13 protein-coding genes and 1 pseudogene are annotated in these 17,749 nt (G+C 75.0%); 4 read left to right on the forward strand and 10 right to left on the reverse strand.

What is annotated here, in order from left to right:
* Positions 1–66: 66 nt before the first annotated feature.
* Both ACWGKU_RS05915 and ACWGKU_RS05920 read left to right on the forward strand, forming a co-directional pair.
* Positions 67–1,380 carry a glycosyltransferase 87 family protein gene (locus tag ACWGKU_RS05915; RefSeq protein ID WP_401055970.1) on the forward strand — a complete coding sequence of 438 codons (1,314 nt, stop codon included), beginning with the start codon at positions 67–69 and terminating at the stop codon, positions 1,378–1,380.
* A pseudogene (locus ACWGKU_RS05920) lies at positions 1,287–2,327 on the forward strand (glycosyltransferase family 4 protein); the annotation flags it as partial. The gene ACWGKU_RS05915 and the pseudogene ACWGKU_RS05920, both read left to right, overlap by 94 nt.
* Before the next feature lie 172 nt (positions 2,328–2,499).
* Here ACWGKU_RS05920 and ACWGKU_RS05925 read toward each other — a convergent pair.
* The 4 genes from ACWGKU_RS05925 to ACWGKU_RS05940 all read right to left on the reverse strand — a co-directional run bounded on the left by ACWGKU_RS05925 (position 2,500) and on the right by ACWGKU_RS05940 (position 5,936).
* Complete coding sequence (locus ACWGKU_RS05925; RefSeq protein ID WP_401048379.1) at positions 2,500–2,862, reverse strand: hypothetical protein; 363 nt, start codon at positions 2,860–2,862, stop codon at positions 2,500–2,502.
* 68 nt (positions 2,863–2,930) lie between these two features.
* Entirely contained in the window at positions 2,931–3,587 is a 657-nt protein-coding gene (locus ACWGKU_RS05930; protein ID WP_359897632.1) for a response regulator transcription factor, read from the reverse strand.
* Entirely contained in the window at positions 3,572–4,840 is a 1,269-nt protein-coding gene (locus ACWGKU_RS05935) for a sensor histidine kinase (RefSeq protein ID WP_401048395.1), read from the reverse strand. The genes ACWGKU_RS05930 and ACWGKU_RS05935 overlap by 16 nt, the downstream gene beginning before the upstream one ends.
* Positions 4,841–4,925: 85 nt before the next feature.
* Positions 4,926–5,936 carry a DMT family transporter gene (locus ACWGKU_RS05940; protein WP_401048382.1) on the reverse strand — a complete coding sequence of 337 codons (1,011 nt, stop codon included), beginning with the start codon at positions 5,934–5,936 and terminating at the stop codon, positions 4,926–4,928.
* A 92-nt stretch (positions 5,937–6,028) separates the two neighbouring features.
* On the opposite strand from ACWGKU_RS05940, the gene ACWGKU_RS05945 reads away from it, so the two are divergent.
* Positions 6,029–6,913, forward strand: coding sequence for a LysR family transcriptional regulator (locus ACWGKU_RS05945; RefSeq protein WP_401048384.1), 885 nt, complete (start codon positions 6,029–6,031; stop codon positions 6,911–6,913).
* Between the two features lie 18 nt (positions 6,914–6,931).
* Here the strand turns inward: ACWGKU_RS05945 and ACWGKU_RS05950 are convergent, their stop codons facing one another.
* Positions 6,932–7,252 carry a hypothetical protein gene (locus tag ACWGKU_RS05950; protein ID WP_401048386.1) on the reverse strand — a complete coding sequence of 107 codons (321 nt, stop codon included), beginning with the start codon at positions 7,250–7,252 and terminating at the stop codon, positions 6,932–6,934.
* A gap of 368 nt (positions 7,253–7,620) precedes the next feature.
* Here ACWGKU_RS05950 and ACWGKU_RS05955 point away from each other — a divergent pair, with 368 nt between their 5' ends.
* Positions 7,621–8,946 (forward strand): chitinase, encoded by a 1,326-nt coding sequence (locus tag ACWGKU_RS05955; protein ID WP_452177609.1) that lies wholly within the window; start codon positions 7,621–7,623, stop codon positions 8,944–8,946.
* 84 nt (positions 8,947–9,030) lie between these two features.
* On the opposite strand, the gene ACWGKU_RS05960 is transcribed toward ACWGKU_RS05955, so the two are convergent.
* The 5 genes from ACWGKU_RS05960 to ACWGKU_RS05980 form a co-directional block, all read right to left on the reverse strand.
* Complete coding sequence (locus tag ACWGKU_RS05960; RefSeq protein WP_452177608.1) at positions 9,031–12,075, reverse strand: tetratricopeptide repeat protein; 3,045 nt, start codon at positions 12,073–12,075, stop codon at positions 9,031–9,033.
* Positions 12,075–13,943 (reverse strand): HSP90 family protein, encoded by a 1,869-nt coding sequence (locus ACWGKU_RS05965; RefSeq protein ID WP_452177607.1) that lies wholly within the window; start codon positions 13,941–13,943, stop codon positions 12,075–12,077. Before ACWGKU_RS05965 ends, ACWGKU_RS05960 begins: the two co-directional genes overlap by 1 nt.
* Positions 13,944–14,024: 81 nt before the next feature.
* Positions 14,025–15,071, reverse strand: coding sequence for a hypothetical protein (locus tag ACWGKU_RS05970; RefSeq protein ID WP_452191361.1), 1,047 nt, complete (start codon positions 15,069–15,071; stop codon positions 14,025–14,027).
* Positions 15,072–15,200: 129 nt separating this feature from the next.
* Entirely contained in the window at positions 15,201–15,740 is a 540-nt protein-coding gene (locus ACWGKU_RS05975) for a hypothetical protein (protein ID WP_452177605.1), read from the reverse strand.
* Between the two features lie 417 nt (positions 15,741–16,157).
* Positions 16,158–17,600 carry a glyceraldehyde-3-phosphate dehydrogenase gene (locus ACWGKU_RS05980; RefSeq protein WP_401056053.1) on the reverse strand — a complete coding sequence of 481 codons (1,443 nt, stop codon included), beginning with the start codon at positions 17,598–17,600 and terminating at the stop codon, positions 16,158–16,160.
* Positions 17,601–17,749 lie beyond the last annotated feature (149 nt).

The raw sequence follows: 17,749 nt of genomic DNA on the forward strand, positions 1-17,749 counted from the left end.
AAACCCGACCACAGGACTCGACCTGGCCGTGATGACCCCGCCGAGCTGCGGCGATGCAATGAAGGGGTGACGAAACGGGCGTGGTGGTGGTGCGGCGGGTGGCTGGTGGCGGCCGGGTGGGCGGGGGCGTTTCCGGTGCTGTCCGGGCTCGGGCCGCACCGGAGTTGGGGGACCTTCGCGGCCTGCGGGTACCTGTCGGCGGCACTCGCCGTGGCGCTGGTACGGCGGCGCGGGCGTGAGGTGTCGGTGGCGCTCGCCGCCGTCGGGGCGGTGCTGGTGCCGCTGCTCGTGCTGGTGCTGGACGGGCGGGGGCAGAGCGAGGTCGGGGTGATCGAGCGCTCCGGGTCGCTGCTGCTGCACACCGGCACGCCGTACCTGGCCGAGCCGGCGTCCGTCACCCAGTACACCCCGTACCTCCCCGGCATGGCCCTGCTGGGCCTGCCCCGGGCGCTGCTGGGCAACACGCCGCTGGGCGGGTCACCGCTGGGTGACGCCCGGCTCTGGTGTGCGGCGGTGTTCCTGGTCTGCGTGCTGCGGACGGTGCCCGCCGGGCGCCGGCTCGGCGCCGCCGCGCTCACCGTCTCGCCGGTGGTCGCGCTGCCGCTCTGCGTCAGCGGAGTCGACCTGCCGCTCATCGGCCTCTGCTGGCTCGCCCTGGTCCGCGCCGCCGAACGGCGGCCGGTGGCGGCCGGGTTGGCGCTGGCCGCCGCCTGCTCGCTGAAGTGGACGGCCTGGCCCGCACTCGCCGTGGTGACCGCCCTGCTGGCGGCCACGGCCGGACGGCGAGCGGCGCTGCGCGGGGCGGCCGTCACGGTGGGCGCGGCGGCGGTGGCCGTACTCCCGGTGGCGCTGCGCGCGCCCGGGCCGCTGGCGGAGCAGGTCTTCGCCTTCCCCACCGGGCGCGGCCGGCTGCCCACCCCGGCCGCCAGCCCGCTGCCCGGACGGCTGCTCGCCGATCTCGGCCCGCCCGGCCGGTACGCCGCCGTCTGCCTGCTGCTGCTCGCCGGGCTCGCCGTCGGGGCGTCCCTGCTCCTCCGACCGCCCCGCACCGCGGCCGCGGCGGCGCACCGGCTGGCCCTCGGGCTGACCGCGGCCTTCCTGCTGGCACCCGCCGGGCGGTTCGGCTACCTCGCGCTGCCGCTCGTCCTCGTTCTGCTCCCCCTCTCGTCCTCCGTTCCGGTCTCCGTTCCGCTCTCCGTTCCGAAAGGCCTGCCATGGGCACCACCCTCGTCGTCACCAACGACTTCCCACCGCGCCAGGGCGGCATCGAAACCTTCGTCCGGGCCATGGCCGACCGCGTCCCCGACCACGACGTCGTGGTCTACACCTCGGCCGAACCCGGCGCGGAGCGCCACGACGCCGCTCTCCCCTACCCGGTGATCCGCGACCGCGCCCGCACCCTGCTGCCGACCCCGCGGGCCACCCGCCGGGCCGCCGCGATAGCCCGCGCGCACGGCTGCGACCGGGTCTGGTTCGGCGCCGCCGCCCCGCTCGCCGCGATGACGCCCGGCCTGCGGCGGCTGGCGCCCGGCCTCCGCCGCACGGTCGCCACCACGCACGGACACGAGATCTGGTGGGCCCGCACCCCGGGCGCCCGCGGCCTGCTGCGCCGGATCGGCCGCAGCACGGACGCGGTGACCTTCCTCGGGGCCTACACCCGCGCCCGGATCGCCCCCGCGCTCGGGCCGGACGCCCGGCTGGTGCGCCTGGTACCGGGGGTCGACCCGTCGGTCTTCCGGCCGGCCGGCACCACCGGAGTGCCGGCCACCGCCCCGGTGGTCCTCTGCGTGGCGCGGCTGGTCCCGCGCAAGGGGCAGGACACGCTGATCCGCGCGCTGCCCGCGATCCGCCGGGCCGTGCCCGGGACCACCCTGGTGCTGGTCGGCCGGGGCCCGGACGAGGACCGGCTGCGGGGCCTCGCCGGCCGGCTGACCGAGCCGGGCAGCGTGGTGTTCACCGGCGGCCTGGACCACGCCGGGACGGCCGTCCACTACGCCGGCGCGGACGTCTTCGCGATGCCGTGCCGCACCCGGCGGCTGGGCCTGGAGGCCGAGGGCCTGGGCATCGTCTTCCTGGAGGCGGCCGCGGCCGGCCTCCCGGTGGTGGCCGGCCGCTCCGGCGGCGCCCCGGACACCGTCCTGGACGGCGTCACCGGCACGGTCGTCGACGGCCGCGATCCCGCCGAGGTGGCCGCCGCCCTGACCCGCCTCCTGCTGGCCCCGCCCGCCGAGCGGGCCCGGATGGGGGCGGCGGGGCGGCGCTGGGTCGAGGAGCACTGGACCTGGGAGGCCTCGGCGCGGCGGCTCACGGAGTTGCTGGACCCCGCTTCGCCGCTGCCGGGCCCGGGCGCCCCGGCTGTTCCGGCTGTTCCGGCTGTTCCGGCTGTTCCGGCTGTTCCGGCTGTTCCGGCTGTTCCCCGTCCCCCGGCCGCCCTGGTCCTTCCAGTCGCGCCGGCTGTGCCCGGGCCTCCGTCCGCCCAGGAGGCTCCGGCCGGACCGGTCACTCCGCCTGCCCCCGCAGGTGCCTGACCAGTCGGGCGATGGCGGGCGCCCCGCCGTTGGCGCGGACCGCCGCCACCCAGTTCCTCGCCTGGCCCGGCAGGTCGTCGCGGCTCGGGCAGGAGAAGCTGAACAGCCAGACGTGGGCGGACAGATCACGCTCCGGCATGGCCCTCCACTCCTCACCCCCGGCCGCCGTCAGCATGTCCTGACAGGCCGCCAGCGCCCGGTCGCCGTCCCCGGCCCACTCCTGCCGCAGCCACAGCAGGAAGTTGGTCTGCGCCGCCGTGGTGTCCTCCCTGGTCGCCTCGCCCTTGAGCAGCCGGTTGACGATTGCGCTCTGCGGTTCCCGTGTCCTCTCCATGACGCCATCGTTCCGGCCGCACAACCCCGGTGACAAGTGGGTGAATTGCCGTCGGACGGGCGGACCGGTCACTCGCCGCGCAGGTGCGCCAGCACCGCGAGCACCCGCCGGTTGCCCTCGGTCGGGTCCAGGTCCAGCTTCATGAAGATGTTCCCGCAGTGCTTCACCACCGAGGCCTCGGTGATGCTCAACCGGGCCGCCACGGCCTGGTTGTTGAGGCCCTCGGCCAGCAGCGCGAGCACCTCACGCTCGCGCGGGGTGAGGCGGGCCAGCGGGCGGTCGCCCGACCGGCCGCGCAGCAGCACCCGGACCACGTCGGGGTCGATCACCGTCTCCCCGTCCGCAACCCTCCGCAGCGCGTCCAGGAAGTCCGCGACGTCACCGACCCGGTCCTTCAACAGGTAGCCCAGACCGGCCGGTTGAGCACCGGCGGCGGCCAGCAGCCGGGTCGCGTACGGAGTGGCCACGTACTGGGACAGGACCAGGACGGGCAGGCCGGGGTGGCGCTCGCGCAGGGCGAGGGCGGCGCGCAGGCCCTCGTCGGTGTGGTCGGGGGGCATCCGGACGTCGGTGACCACGATGTCCGGCCGCTCGGCATCGACGGCCGCGGCCAGCGCCTCGGCGTCGCCGACGGCGGCGGTCACCCGGTGGCCGCCGAGGGCGAGGAGTTCGACCAGTCCGGCGCGCAGCAGCACCGCGTCCTCGGCGATCACGACCCGGAGCACGGGACCTCCAGCCGCAGCGTCGTCGGGCCGCCCGTCGGGCTCGTCACCATCAGCCGTCCTCTCAGCAGTGCCACCCGGTCGGCGAGTCCCGCCAGTCCGGCCCCGGCGGCCGGGTCCGCCCCGCCGCGGCCGTCGTCGGTCACCTGGACGACCAGCCGGCCCCCCGCGACCCGCCCGTGGACGGTGATCGCGGTGGCGCCGCTGTGCTTGGCGGCGTTGGTGAGCGCCTCGGTGACGGTGAAGTAGGCGGTGGTCTCCACGGCCGGGTGCAGCCGCTCCGGGAGCTCGATGTCGGCGTCCACCGGGATCGGGTGACGCAGCGCGACCTCGGCGACGGCGGCGGCGAGCCCGTGGTCGGTGAGCACCTGCGGGTGGATGCCGCGCACCAGTCCGCGCAGCTGCTCCAACGCCTGCCGGGCCTCGCCGCGCGCCCGGGTGACGAGGTCCGCCGCCCGGCCCTGCCGGTCGCGCAGCTCGTACTCGGCGAGCCCGAGGGTCATGCTGAGCGCGACCAGCTGCTGCTGCGCCCCGTCGTGCAGGTCGCGCTCGATCCGGCGCCGCTCGGCCTCGAAGGCGTCGGCCAACCTGGCCCGGGAACGGGTGAGTTCGAGCACCTGGCGGCCGAGGTCGTCCTCCCGGGGGGCGAGCAGGAAGCGGGCCAGCGCGACCTCGGCGGCGGTCAGCAGCGCCCCGGCGTACGCGCAGAGCAGCAGGCCCGCCAGCCCGGCGGCGGTGAACGGCAGGGCGGCGAGCGGCCCGGGGACGGCGCGCCCGGGGATCAGCATCACGGTCTCCGGCGCGAGCGCCCAGACCACCAGCGGGGAGAGCACGTACAGGCCGGAGAGCACCAGCAGCGCGGTGAAGCCGAGCGCGGCGGCGGCCAGCACCGTCGAGGCGAGCGCGGCATGGGCGAGTTCGCGCCAGGTGGCCCGCTCGCGCAGCCGGGTGCGGATGCGGGCCCGGCGGCCCGCCCCGGGCAGGCTGCGGTGCGGGTCGGGCAGCGGGACCGGCTCCACCAGCCGCAGCCGCCACCGGGCCGCGGTGGCGGTCGGAATGCCGATGAGCGCCAGGGCGACCAGCAGCGGGATCCCGACGCCGATCGCCCCCAGGCCCAGGCCGAGCACCAGCAGCACCACGAGGACCGCCAGCAGCACCGGCCCGAGCAGCGCACTGCCCAGCAGGTACGCCCAGCAGCGCGGCACCCAGTGGGTGAACGGGAAGCGCAGCGGGTGCGCCCACAGCGCCTCGCCCACGGCCGTCGGCTGCGGATCCGCCTCGCGGCCCCCTTCGCCGCCCCCGCCGCCCTCGCCGTCGCTGACCTCGCTCACCCGGTCCACCCTAACCGACGGGCTGACGGCCCTTCGGGTCCTCCGCCGGGGCCCCGCCCTCGGCCGCCACCGGGGCCGGGCGCGGCCGGGCCAGCGCGACGGCCGCGATCACCAGCGCACCGCCGACCAGCGCGTTCCAGCCCACCGGCTCGTGCAGGAAGGCCACGCCCAGCGCCGTCGACCAGAGCGGCATCACGTACGTGACGGCGGAGGCCACCGTCGTCCCCGCGCCGCGGACCAGGGCCAGATTGAGCAGGTACGCCAGGCCGGTGCCGACCACGCCGAGCACCAGCAGGGCGAGCGCCGGGCCCGCCCCGGGCCAGTGCGGAGCGCCTGCGGCGAGCGGCGCTACCAGCGCCAACTCGGCGGAGGCGCAGGCGATCTGGAGCGCGGAGAGGGTGGTCACCGACTCCGGGCGGCCGGACAGGAAGCGGCGCAGATAGGCGAAGCCGGCGCCGTAGCAGCAGGCGGCGGCCAGGCAGGCCAGCGCGCCGGCGGTCGCCCCGGCGCCGAGGCCGCGCCAGACCCCGAGCACGGTGAGCACGCCGAGGAAGCCGAGCCCGAGGCCGGCCAGTCGGCGGGCGCCCGGGCGGCGCTCCCCGGGGACGGCCAGCACCGCGAACAGCAGGGTGAACAGCGGGGTGGTCGCGTTCATCACCCCGGCGAGCACCGAGCCGACCCTGGTCTCGCCGAACGGGAAGAGGGTGAACGGCACCGCGTTGAGCAGCACCGCCACCACCGCCGAGTGGCCCCACAGCACCCGGTCGCGCGGGGCCCGCTCGCCGCGCACCACGAGGATCGCCCACAGCGCGGCCGCGCCCAGCAGACAGCGCCACAGCGCCACCCAGAGCGGCGGCACCCCCGCGTCGACCGCGACCTTGATCAGGGCGAAGCTCGCACCCCAGATCGCCGACAGGGCCACGAAGCCCGGCAGCCAGCGCCGCACCCCCACCACCTCCTTGTCCGTGTCCGTGGCCGCGCCCGTTTCCGCTTCCGTCTCCGTGGCTGCGTCCGTGGCCACGCTCGTGGCCGTGCCATCAACTGGACAGAGCGTGGCCCGGCACCGGACCATGAGTCCAACAAGTGGCAGCACACCCGCGATGAGGAAGTCTCATGACCTCGGACGTCAACCTGGCCCAGCTCAGGGCACTGGTCGCGGTCGCCGACACCGGCGGCTTCGGAGCGGCCGCCGACGAGCTGGGCATCAGCCAGTCCGCCGTCTCGCACGCCGTCGCCGCGCTGGAACGCAACCTCGGCGCGCCCGTGCTGCGGCGCGGCAGCCCGTGCCGCCCCACCCCGCTCGGCGAGCAGATCCTCCCGCACGCCCGGACGGCCGTCGCCTCGGCCGCCGCCGTCCGCGCGATCGCCACCCGGCACTGCGGCGGCCTGACCGGCACCGTACGGCTGGCGGCGCCCACCACCGTCTGCCAGGCGCTGCTGCCCGGGCTGCTGAAGGACTGGCGGGCGGCCCATCCGCAGCTGACCGTCCGGGTCTTCGAGGGCGAGGACGAGGAGCTGGCGGCCTGGCTGGAGGCGGGCACGGTCGACGCCGCCGTGCTGGTGGACGCCGGTCCGCTGCCGCCCGGGGCGGTCGCGCTCGGCGCCGACTCGATGCACGCGCTGCTGCGCCGCGACCATCCGCTCGCCGACCAGCCGACCGTCCACGTGGCGGAGTTGGAGGACGACGACTTCCTGCTCTCGGAGGGCGGCTGCGAGCGTCACATCCGCGAGGCCTACCGGCGGGCCGGTACCCGCTTCACGCCCCGGCACCGCATCCGCGACCTGAACACCCTGATCGGCATGGTGCACGCGGGCGTCGGGGTCTCGGTGATGCCCGCGCTGGCGCTGACCATGCTCCCGGCCGACTGCGTGCTGGTCCCGATCCGGCCCGCCGTCCACCGGACGCTGTCGCTGACCGGGCCGACCGGCCGCCCGTGGGCCCCTGCGGTCAGCGGACTGCTGGCGGGGGTGGGCGCGGACACCGCCGTCGGGGCCTGAGCCCCCGGCGCCGGGCGCTCAGCTCCATCCGTCCGGCGGCAGCCAGGGCGGTACGGGCAGGTCCCACCGGACGTCGAACCGGGCGACGACGGCGCGCAGTTGACGGGCGTGCCGGGGCGACAGCGCGAGCATCACCGCCTCCAGCAGGTCCCGGTCGTCCCACGGGCAACCGCAGCAGAACCAGTACAGGTCGCGCTCCGCGTAGTCCTCCCACAGCCGGCGCTCGGGACGGTGGACGTACGCCCGCCACCGACGCAGTGCGGCCGCCGTGTCCCCGGGCCGCAGGTGGTTCCGCGTACGTTCGAGCCGCGCGATCTCGGCGAGGGCCCGCGCGGACACCCCGTCGATCGCCGGCTGCGCTCCTCGGACCCGGCGGCGCGGAAGCTCTGCGCGGATCCGTCCCGGCCGACTACGCGGCACGGTCCTTCCGGTCGGTCGTCATGGGCGCCATGCTGCCACGGGCCCGCCCGGCGATCCACGGCATTTCCGCCTGCCCGCGCACCCGCCGGACTCCTCGCGCTGTCGCGCCCGTGACGGACGGGCGGGCTTGACCCTTGTGGGGTTGACCCCCCTTCCCCATAGGTCTATACCAGTGAGGACCTTCGGCAACCACCCGCCGCCGACGGTCCGTTCGGCCGCCGCGCCACCCCCACACCCGGCGCGACCAGGCCGGCCTCCCCCACCGCCGTTTCCTGGAAAGGCTTCCGATGGAACGCGCTCTTCCCCCGCATTCCCACCGGCACACCGCACCTCGCCCCGCCCGTCGCCCCGCCCTCGGGCGCCGCGCCGCGCTCGCCGTGGCCGCCGCGCTCGGCCTGGTCGCCGGCGGCGTCGCCGTCCTGGCCGGCACCGGCTCCGCCTCCGCGGACACCACCGGCACCACCGGCACCACCGGCACCACCGGAGGGCTCGGCAGCAACTGGTACGCCTCGGCGCCGTACCTGATGCCCGAGGACAACAGCCCGCCGGACGCCGCCGCCGTCATGGACGCCACCGGCCAGAAGGCCTTCCAACTGGCGTTCATCCTGGCCCAGGGCAACAGCTGTTCGCCCGCCTGGGGCGGCACCTCCTCGATCGACACCGACACCACCATGCCGAGCGTCATCCAGACCGTGCGCGGCAAGGGCGGGGACGTCTCGGTGTCGGTCGGCGGGTACGGCGGCACCAAGCTGGGCCAGGTCTGCGGCACCCCCGAGGCGACCGCCGCCAGCTACCAGAAGGTGATCACCAAGTACGGCCTCAAGGCGATCGACTTCGACCTGGAGGAGCCGGAGTACGAGAACACCGCGGCCATCCACAACGAGATCGGCGCGGCCCGGATCCTCCAGCAGAACAACCCCGGCCTGTACGTCTCGATCACCACCGCGGGCACCAACGCGGGCACCGGCTGGTTCGGCACCCAGATGCTCAACGAGGCCAAGTCGCAGGGCTTCACGCCGGACAACTACTCGATCATGCCGTTCGACGGCGGCTTCGGCGGCGCCGCGGCGCAGACCGACGCACTGGTGAAGTTCAACCAGATCCTGCAGGGCACCTTCGGCTGGAACGAGGCCACCGCGTACGCCCACGAGGGCGTGTCGATGATGAACGGCCGCACCGACGCCGCCGAGTACTTCCACCAGTCCGACTTCCAGACCGTGCTGGACTTCGCCACCGCACACGGCCTGGCCCGGTACACCTACTGGTCGGTCAACCGGGACCGCCAGTGCGCGGGCAACGTCGACCCGGGGCTGTCCGGCTCCTGCTCCAGCGTGGCGCAGAACGACTGGGACTTCACCAAGTACACGGTGAAGTTCGCCGGGGCGACCCCGCCCACCACGCCGCCCACCACCCCGCCCACGACTCCCCCGACGACTCCTCCGACCACCCCCGGCAGTTGCACCGCCCCGGCGTGGAGCGCGAGCACCACGTACACCGGCGGCGCCAAGGTCTCGTACAACGGGCGCAACTACCACGCCAAGTGGTGGACGCTGAACGAGGTGCCGAGCGCCGGCGGCCAGTGGGGTGTCTGGGCCGACGACGGGCCCTGCTGAGCGCGGCTTGCCGGTGCCCCGGGTCGGCCCGCACCCCGCCGCTGACGGCTGGGTGCGGGCCGACCCTGCGGGGCACCGCGCAGGTCACTCCCCGGCGAACCGCTCCCGCAGCTCCACCAGCACCTCCGCCGCCTCCGACAGCCCGGCCGCCTCGCAGCGCGCGATGCCGGCGGTCAGCCGGTCCACCGCCGCCTCGGTGCGACCGAGGTCGCTGCCCTCGATCAGCGCGGCCAGCCGGACCGACTCCGCCCGCGGCGACTCGGCCCGCTCGCCGCCCGCCTCGTACTCCGGGACGGCCCGCTCGGCCTCGGCCAGCGCCTCCTCGTACCGCCCGGCGACGGCCAGCGAGCGCGCCCGCTCGTAGTGCGAACCACCGCGCAGGTACCAGGAGTTGTACTCCTCGCCGCCCTGTTCGGCCGCCTCTCCGACCGCGTCCGCCTCGGCCAGCAGGGCGAGCGCCGCCGCCAGCCCCTCCGCGCCCTGCTCCCGCATCGTCATCCGAGCCAACTCCCGCAGGGTGGAGGCCAGTTGGTCCACCTGCGGGGCCTTGCCGTGCGCCTCGCGGGCGCGGGCCAGCGCCGCCTCGGCGGCGCCCGGGCGCTCCGCCCGGGCGAGCGCCAGGGTGGCCTCGCAGGCGACCATGGTGTGGGTCTCCTGGTCCTCCCAGCCGGCCACCAGGTCGGCCAGCCGCAGGTACTCCTCGGCGGCGTCCCGGTGCTCCTCCAGCTCGGACAGCCCCCGGGCGAGGTCCAGCCGGGCCTGGGCGAGCATCCGCACGTCCAGCCGGGCCGCCGACGCGTCCAGCAGCACCGACTCCAGCACGGCCACCGCGTCCGCCGCCCGCCCGGTGTCGCGCAGCACGTCGGCCAGCTGCATGCGCACCCGGGTGGCCTCCTCGACCGCCTCGGTGCCCTTGCGGTCGTAGCGCGCGGCCGCCTCCGACAGCGCGCGGACGGCGCCGCCGAGGTCCCCCACCTGGAGGCAGCCGTGGCCGAGCATCATGTACGTCGGCGCGTACGGGTAGGAGTCGTCGCCCCAGCGCACGGCCTCGGCCAGCGCCCGGTGGAACACCTCGACCGCCTGGCCCGGCTCGCGGCTCTGCAACAGCACCTGGCCCAGCAGGCCGAGCACCCGCGGGGTGTGCCAGGGCAGCTCGGCGGCGTCCAACTGGGCCAGCACCTCGCGCAGTTCGGCCTCCGCCTCGGCCAGCAGGCCCTTCCGGGCGGCGGCGTCGGCGGTGTACTGCCGGGAGGTGGCGGCCCGCCGCTCGGAGCCGAGCTCCACGGCCGTGCGCCGGTAGGCCCCGACCACCGCCTCGAAGCGCTCGGCCACCTCGTCGGCGGGCTCGGGCAGCGTCTCGACCAGGTCGTGGTGGGCGGCGTAGGCGCGGGTCTGCAGCACGATCAGGTAGTCGTCGTCGGTCAGTTCGCCGCCGGCGCGCAGCTCCTCGGCCCGCGCCAGCGCCGCGTCGAGCGCCGCCCAGTCGGCCCGCCGGCCGCTGTGCCCGGTGTCCGCGTCCGCATCCGCGTCCGCGTCCGCGTCCGCGTCCGCGCTGCGACCCGAGCCGCCGTCGCTCTCGTGCCCGGCGCTCTCGTTCCGGGCGCTCTCGTTCCGGGTGCTCTCGCCCCCGTCGCTCTCGTCATCCAGGTCCGCGATGAGGGTCCGGGCACGGCACATCAGCGCCGACCCGGCCAACCCCGCCTGCTCGAACAGCTCGGCGGCGGCCAGCAGCCCGGCCTTGCCCTCCGCGTACGCGTCCCGCTGGAGCGCCTCGTGGGCACGCTGCTCGGCGAGTTCGGCGCGCAGCCGCTCGGGGCCGCCCAGCTCGGCGCTCCGCGGGTGGACGAAGTCCGCGGCCCCGGCGCGCTCGGCGACCCGCTTCCACAGCCGGTCGGCGTCCGGGTGGCCGAGCACCTCCAGCTCGCGGGCCCGCAGCACCAGGGCGGTGAAGTCCTCCGGCTCCGGCTCGACCGTCCGGCGCGGCGCGGGAGCGACGGCCGGGGCGTCGGACAGCCCCGGCGCGGCGACGGCCCGCACACCCAGTGCCAGCGGCTCGGCGAGCAGCGGCTCGACGGCCAGCCGGGCGCGCCGCTCGGCGCCGACCGCGCCGGTGCCGTTGCGGGCGTCGAAGCGCGCGGCCAGCGCGTCGGCCTCGGTGCGCACGTGGGCCAGCAGGGAATCCACCGTCCAGGTGGTGCCCGCCGGGCCGCTGACCGCGAGTCCGCCGTGGCCGGCCCGGGCGAGCAGGGCGAGCAGCACCTCGACGCCGGTCAGGAAGCCCAGCCGGGCCGCGGGTTCGCCGGTGACCGCGAACAGGTCCCGGTTCTCGGCGACCAGTTCCAGGCCGCGCGGCTCGTTGCCGGACAGCGCGCAGAACTCGATGTGCAGGCCGACGGCGTTCAGCATCGAGGCCTTGCCCCGGGCGTAGCGGTAGCCGGAGAGGTGGCCGGAGCGGGCCTCGTCCAACCGGCCCCGGCGCAGCTGCGCGAGCAGGGCGGTGGCCTGGCTGAGGTAGGGCTCCTGCTCGCAGCCGCTGCGGCCGTCCAGCACCGGGGCGATCACCTCCAGCGCCCGGGCGTCGTCCCCGGCGGCGATGAAGTGCCGGGCGCGGGCGCGGGTCTCGCAGGCGTGGCAGTCGCTCAGCTCGGAGCGCGGGCGGGCCGCCCACAGTTCGTAGGCGTCCTGCACGTCGAGGCCGGTCTGCACGGCCAGGTGGTAGCGCTGGGCGTAGTACGGCTGGAGGTCGTGGCCGGCCGTGCGGTAGCGGTCGCGCAGCTCGGTGTGCCAGCGCCGGATCGCCGCGAGCGGGACGTCCGGGGTGTCCTTGAGCGCGTCGGCGACCCACTTGAAGCGCCAGAGCACCTGGCGCCGGGCCCATTCGCCGAAGCCGTCCGGGTCGGTGTCCCAGAGCTTGAGGATGCGGGCGAAGACGACCGGGCTCTTGCTGCGCTCGCCGTCGTACTCGTAGGCCTCCATCAGTTCCAGCAGGGCCATCGAGCGGATCCCGGTGTCCTCGAACTGCTCGGCGGCGTCGACGAGTTCCTCGGCCGTGACGGTCCTGGTCCGGCCGTACGGGCGGGCGTCGTTCTCGCGCAGCGCGGCCATCACCGCGTCGGGGGTGTCCAGCATCACGCCTCCTTGTCGCCTTCGGGGGTTCCCGCCGCCTCGTGGCCGAGCATGGCGTGGTCCAGCAGGCTGATGAACGAGCGGTTGAGCAGGGCGGACTCGCTGGCCTTGAGCGGGCGGCGGGTCATCAGCACGGCCTGCCCGTACAGCGCCTCGACGGCGGTGACGGCCAGCTCGCGGCTGGTGACGGTGGCGGCGCGGCGCACCAGCGGGTTGAGGTGGTTGAGCACCAGTTGGGCGCGGGGCACCTCGGCGCGCAGCGAGCCGAGGATGTCCGCCCACAGCCCGTCGGCCTCGTCGGCGAGCTGGGCCCTGGTGCGCTCGTGCCGGGCCTCCCGGTTGTCGAGCAGCAGGGCGGGCGCGTTGGTCGGGTGGAAGCTGCGCAGCGCGACGTCGCAGTCGAACCGGCCGACGACCTCGCGGGCGATCGCCAGGAAGGCGTTGGCGGCCAGCTCGACGGCCGGGTCCACGGTGTCCAGGTGCGCGGTGACGGTGCCCGGGTCGAGGTCGGAGACCGAGACGCCGGGCCGGATCTCGGGCAGCCGGTGGACCAGGTCGTGGTCGTAGGTGTAGCCGCCGTTGACCACGCCGAGCCCGGCCGCGGCGGCGATCGGGGCGACCTGGCGGAACTCCTCGACCGTACGGGTCACCAGCACCGTCGGGTGGCTGCGGGCGAACTCGTCCAGGGTGACGTTGCCGTCGGTGGTCTCGAACGGCAGCCAGGGCAGCATCATCCGCAGCAACTCGTCGTCGTAGCGGGCGAGTTCCTTGACGGCCAGGTGGTGGACGGAAAGGAAGCGGTGCAGCAGCGCCGGGTCGCTCGCGGACAGGCCGGTCAGCCAGTCGCGGATCCGGGCGCCGAGCGCGTCCCGGACGGCGGCCAGCGTCTCGTCGGCGTACAGGCCCTCGCGGGAGGCGGTCGGGCGCAGCCCGTCGGTGTCGACGACGCAGCGGACGAAGAAGGCCCAGTCCGGCAGCAGTTCGTCGGCCTGGTCGGAGAGCAGCATGCCCTTGAGGTGCACCCGGTGGCCGTTGCGGCGCGAGGGCGGGGCGGCGTCCGGCAGCACGTACGCGACGCCGCGCAGGCCGACCAGCGGCAGGTCCAGCTCGATGGTGTCGAGCGGGGTGAAGTCGAAGGCGGCGCGACAGTACTCGGTGAGCGCGTCGCGCCTGGCCAGCGGGGAGGCGTGGCGCTCGGCCCACGGCGGGATGCGGTTGACCCGGTGCTCGGTGCCGGCGGCGTCGATCACCGTGACGTCGTGGCGCAGCAGGCTGCCGAAGTCCCGGGCGAGGGTGAGGACCCGGCCGGGGCGGGTCCACTCGGCGGCGTCGGCGCGCGGGGCCAGCGTGACGGTGGTGCCCGGCTCGGGCTTGGCCGAGGCGGGCAGCGTGCGGATGGTGTAGCTGCCGTCGGAGCTGCCGCGCCACTCGATCACCGGGGCGTCCGGGGCGGCGGCGGAGCGGGTGACCACGGTGATCTCGTCGGCGACCACGAAGCAGGCGAGCAGGCCGATGCCGAACTGGCCGATGAAGTCGCCGCGGGCCTTGGCGAGCCCGGCGCCGTCGAGCCGGCCGTCGGCGTCGCGCTTGGAGCTGCGGCCGATGGTGGCGAGGAAGGTGTGGACGTCCTTCTCCGTCAGGCCGATGCCGGTGTCGGTGACGGACAGCTCGTCGTCGGCGCGGACGGTGATCCTGGCCGGCGCCTCCGGGTCGAGGGCGCGGCGGGCGGAGATCGCGTCCACCGCGTTCTGCAGCAGCTCGCGCAGGTAGACCCGCGGGCTGGAGTAGAGGTGGTGGGAGAGCAGGTCCACCAGACCGCGCAGGTCCACCTGGAAGGTGTGCGCACTCGTCGGGTTGTCGGTAGGGGACACCGGAGGCTCTTTCGATCGCGGGGTGGATGGCGGTGGTGGGGTGCGGGTGCGGGTCGGTACCGGCACCGGCACCGGCACGCCTCAGCGCCAGTACGAGGTGCAGCGGTCGCGGTGGGCGCGGAAGGCCTTGACCGGATTGCCCGACAGGTAGTGCCAGGGCGATTCGGTCACGAAGCCGTCCAACGCCTCGAACAGCAGGCGCGCGGTCTTGGGCTGGTCGGCGAGGGAGAAGGCCATCGCGAAGGTGTTGAAGGCGCCCTGCCAGCCGCGCGCCGGCACGAAGGCCGGGTGCAGGACGGACCGGAAGGCCGCTTCCTGCAGCCCGGCCACCACGGCCGGACTGGTCAGGTAGGCGCGGTCCTCGCCGTCCGGGAGGGCCAGCCAGTGCTCCAGGTGCGCGACCGCGACCAGCTCACCGAGGCGACTGCCGTCCGGGGCCGCGAGCATCACGGAGCGGGCGAACTCGTGCATCTCCTCGTGCGAACCGCCCCACTTGGCGCTCAGCTGCTGCAGCCTGACCCAGTGCGAGGCGGAGTTCCCGGGCGCCCGGCGCACCGCGGCCTCGAAGCGGCTGGTGGCGACCTCCGGGCCGAGCGAGGCCCCGAGGGCGCTGGTCTGCAGGAACCGCCAGGGGGCGTGCCAGGACGGCTCGCGCTCGGCGACCTCCAGCAGTTGCTCCTCGGCGACCTCCAGCCGCTCGTGGAACACCTTCCACCGCTCCTCGGTGACGTCCTTGGCCCGGGCACCCGTCCGGGCCTCCCAGCCCCAGTCGATGTGCCGGGCACCGGACAGCAACAGCAGCAGCGTGTCGTCCGGGGTGTCGGCCAGCGCGCGGGACGTCCACTGCTCGACCCGGGGCACGTCGGCTATCGCGCCGACCAGGAAGGTCAGGTCCTCGCCCTCGGCGGCGGCGAGCGCGGGGCGCAGCGCGGCCCAGTCCCCGTCGGCGGCCTGGCGGAGCGCCAGACGCACCGACTCGTCCCCGTACGCCGGGTCGAGCCGCGGCTCGGCAGCACCGGCCGGCGCGGCCGATCCGGCTCCCCGTCGGCCGAAGCCGAACCCGAACCCGCGCCGCTCGGCCCGGTCCTCCCCGCCCTCCCCGCCGGAGCGGCGTCGGAACAGCGGCATGTCTGGCCCCCTCGAACGTCATCGGCATCTTTCGCATGGCCGCACAGTGGCCACGAGATAGGTACATATCACGGTCGACTGACATCCGTTTCCCCAGCCCAGCGCCCCGCCCGTGCGGGGAGGGGCCCCTCAGCCCACGCCCGGCCCGGCGTCCGGCGCCTTCCCGGCCTGGGCCTGCTCGATCCGATTGACCAGCATCACCGCGAACTTCCGCGTCGCGGCCACGTCCACCGGACCGCCCTCGCTGGTCACGCTCGCCACCACGGTGCCCGAGCGCACCACGATGCCGACGCCCTCGCCCTCGGCCAGCGGCCCCTGGAAGGCCTGGCTCTCGCTGCCCAGCACCGGGGTGTCGATCTTCTTGAACGGCCCGGCGGCGTACGAGGCGTAGCTCTCCTTCAGCCGCTGCGCCGCCGCGTCCCGGCTGGGCAGGGTGTCCACCAGGAAGCGGACGACCACGTCCCCCGAGGAGAACCGGACCGACCCGCTGAGCGGCTTTCCGGCGCACGAGGCGGCGGCGGCACCGGCGCAGGTGACCTTGTGGTCGGCCGTGTCGACCTTCCGCTTCTCCTCCTCCCAGCCGGCCATCGCCTTGGCGTCCGGCAGCACCTGCCCGACCACCTTGTCGTCCAGCAGCGCCACCTCCAGGTCCCCGTGCGGCGCCTCCACCGCGGCCGGGGCCGGCGCGGAGGCGGGCGCCGAACCCGCCCCGGGCGCCCCGGCGTCCGACCCGCTCGGCGCGGGCGCGGGCGCAGCCGCGGACCCGGACGCGGACGCGGACGCCCCGGCCGTACCCGTCGACGTCGCCGCCGGACCCGACGCGGACGAACCCGCGGCCGCCGCCCCGCCGACCCCCTTCGACCCCCCGGAGGAGCACCCGGCCAGCACGCCCGTCAGCACCCCCGCCGCCGCCACCGCGGCAAGCACCCGCCGACCACCCATCCCCGTCGCCCTCCCTAGACCTGTCAGTGACCCCTCAAGATAGCGACCGCCCCGCCCGCGAACGCCGACGGGGCGGCGACCTGTCGGTCACCGCCCCGCCGTGCTGCTCGTCGTACCGCTGTGTCGTCCTGCCCTACCGGTGGATCAGACCGCCGGAACCGGGAAGGTCGGGTACTCGACGCCCGAGATGTACTGGACGACCCGGATCACCTGGCACGAGTAGCCGAACTCGTTGTCGTACCACAGGTAGAGGATCGCGTTGTCGCCCTCGACCTTGGTCGCGCCGGCGTCCACGATCGAGGCGTGGCGCGAGCCGATGAAGTCGCTGGAGACGGCGTCGGGCGAGTCGGTGAAGTCGATCTGGCGCTTCAGCGGCGAGGTCAGCGAGACGTTCCGCAGGTACTCCAGGACGTCCTCGCGGTTGGTCTCCCGCTTGAGCTGGAGGTTGAGGATCGCGATGGAGACGTCCGGCACCGGGACGCGGATCGAGCTGCCGGTGATCTTCGCCTGGAGGTCCGGCAGGGCCTTGGCGACGGCCGAGGCGGCACCGGTCTCGGTGATCACCATGTTCAGCGGCGCCGAGCGGCCGCGGCGGTCGGCCTTGTGGTAGTTGTCCAGCAGGTTCTGGTCGTTGGTGAACGAGTGGACGGTCTCCACGTGGCCGCGGACCACGCCGTACTCGTCCTCCATCGCCTTCAGCGGCGGGACGATGGCGTTGGTGGTGCAGGAGGCGCAGGAGAGGATCTGCTCGTCCGGCTTGATCGTGTCGTGGTTCACGCCGTGCACGATGTTCGGGACGTCGCCCTTGCCCGGCGCGGTCAGCACGACCTTGGCGATACCGGGGCGCAGGTGCTTCGACAGGCCCTCGCGGTCGCGCCAGCGGCCGGTGTTGTCGATCAGGATCGCGTCCTTGATCCCGTACTCCGTGTAGTCGACCTTGGTCGGGTCGTCGGAGTAGATCACCGTGATCTCGTTGCCGTTGGCGATGATCTTGTTGTTCGCCTCGTCGACGGTGATCGTGCCCTGGAACTGGCCGTGGATGGAGTCACGGCGCAGCAGCGAGGCGCGCTTGACCAGGTCGTCGCCGCCGCTGTTGCGCACGACGATGGCCTTCAGCCGCAGGCCGTTGCCCGAGGCCTTCTCGACCAGCAGGCGGGCGACCAGCCGGCCGATGCGGCCGAACCCGTACAGCACGACGTCCTGCCCGGACCGGCGCTCCAGCTTGTTCTCGCCGGTGGCACCGACGACGGCCCGGGCGGTGAACTCCGCCACCGACAGGCCGCGGTCGTCCGCCTTGTACGTCGCGGCGAGCATGCCGAGGTCGATCTGCGAGGGGCCGAGGTCCAGGGCGGTCAGTGCCTCCAGGAACGGCATCGTCTCGGTGACCGAGAGCTCCTCGCCGGCTATCTGCCGGGCGAAGCGATGCGTCTTGAGGATGCTGACCACCGACTTGTTCACCAGGGAACGGCTGTGGAGCAGAACGGTGACGTCCCTCTCCCGGTGCAGCCGCCCGATGATCGGGATCATCGACTCCGCGATCTCCTCGCGGTTCTTCCAGTCCGTGAACACGTCGTCGTTGACAGTCACAAGTCCATCTTTCGAGCTGAGGGTGTTGCCCACATGGTAGCTTCGCCCGCCCGCGCCCCGACCGCCGGTCCCTCCCCCGCCCTCCCCGCCCGAGCCCCCGACCTGCGCGTTCACCCCCGCCCCACCCCCGAAGGTGATCACCGCCACCC

This window comes from Kitasatospora sp. NPDC054768, assembly GCF_053612025.1.

What these genes read in the sequence shown, in the direction of transcription:
- ACWGKU_RS05925 (WP_401048379.1), bottom strand. Translation starts at nt 2,862, where the DNA reads ATGGAGAGGACACGGGAACCGCAGAGCGCAATCGTCAACCGGCTGCTC.
- ACWGKU_RS05945 (WP_401048384.1), top strand. Translation starts at nt 6,029, where the DNA reads ATGACCTCGGACGTCAACCTGGCCCAGCTCAGGGCACTGGTCGCGGTC.
- ACWGKU_RS05955 (WP_452177609.1), top strand. Translation starts at nt 7,621, where the DNA reads ATGGAACGCGCTCTTCCCCCGCATTCCCACCGGCACACCGCACCTCGC.
- ACWGKU_RS05960 (WP_452177608.1), bottom strand. Translation starts at nt 12,075, where the DNA reads ATGCTGGACACCCCCGACGCGGTGATGGCCGCGCTGCGCGAGAACGAC.
- ACWGKU_RS05970 (WP_452191361.1), bottom strand. Translation starts at nt 15,071, where the DNA reads ATGCCGCTGTTCCGACGCCGCTCCGGCGGGGAGGGCGGGGAGGACCGG.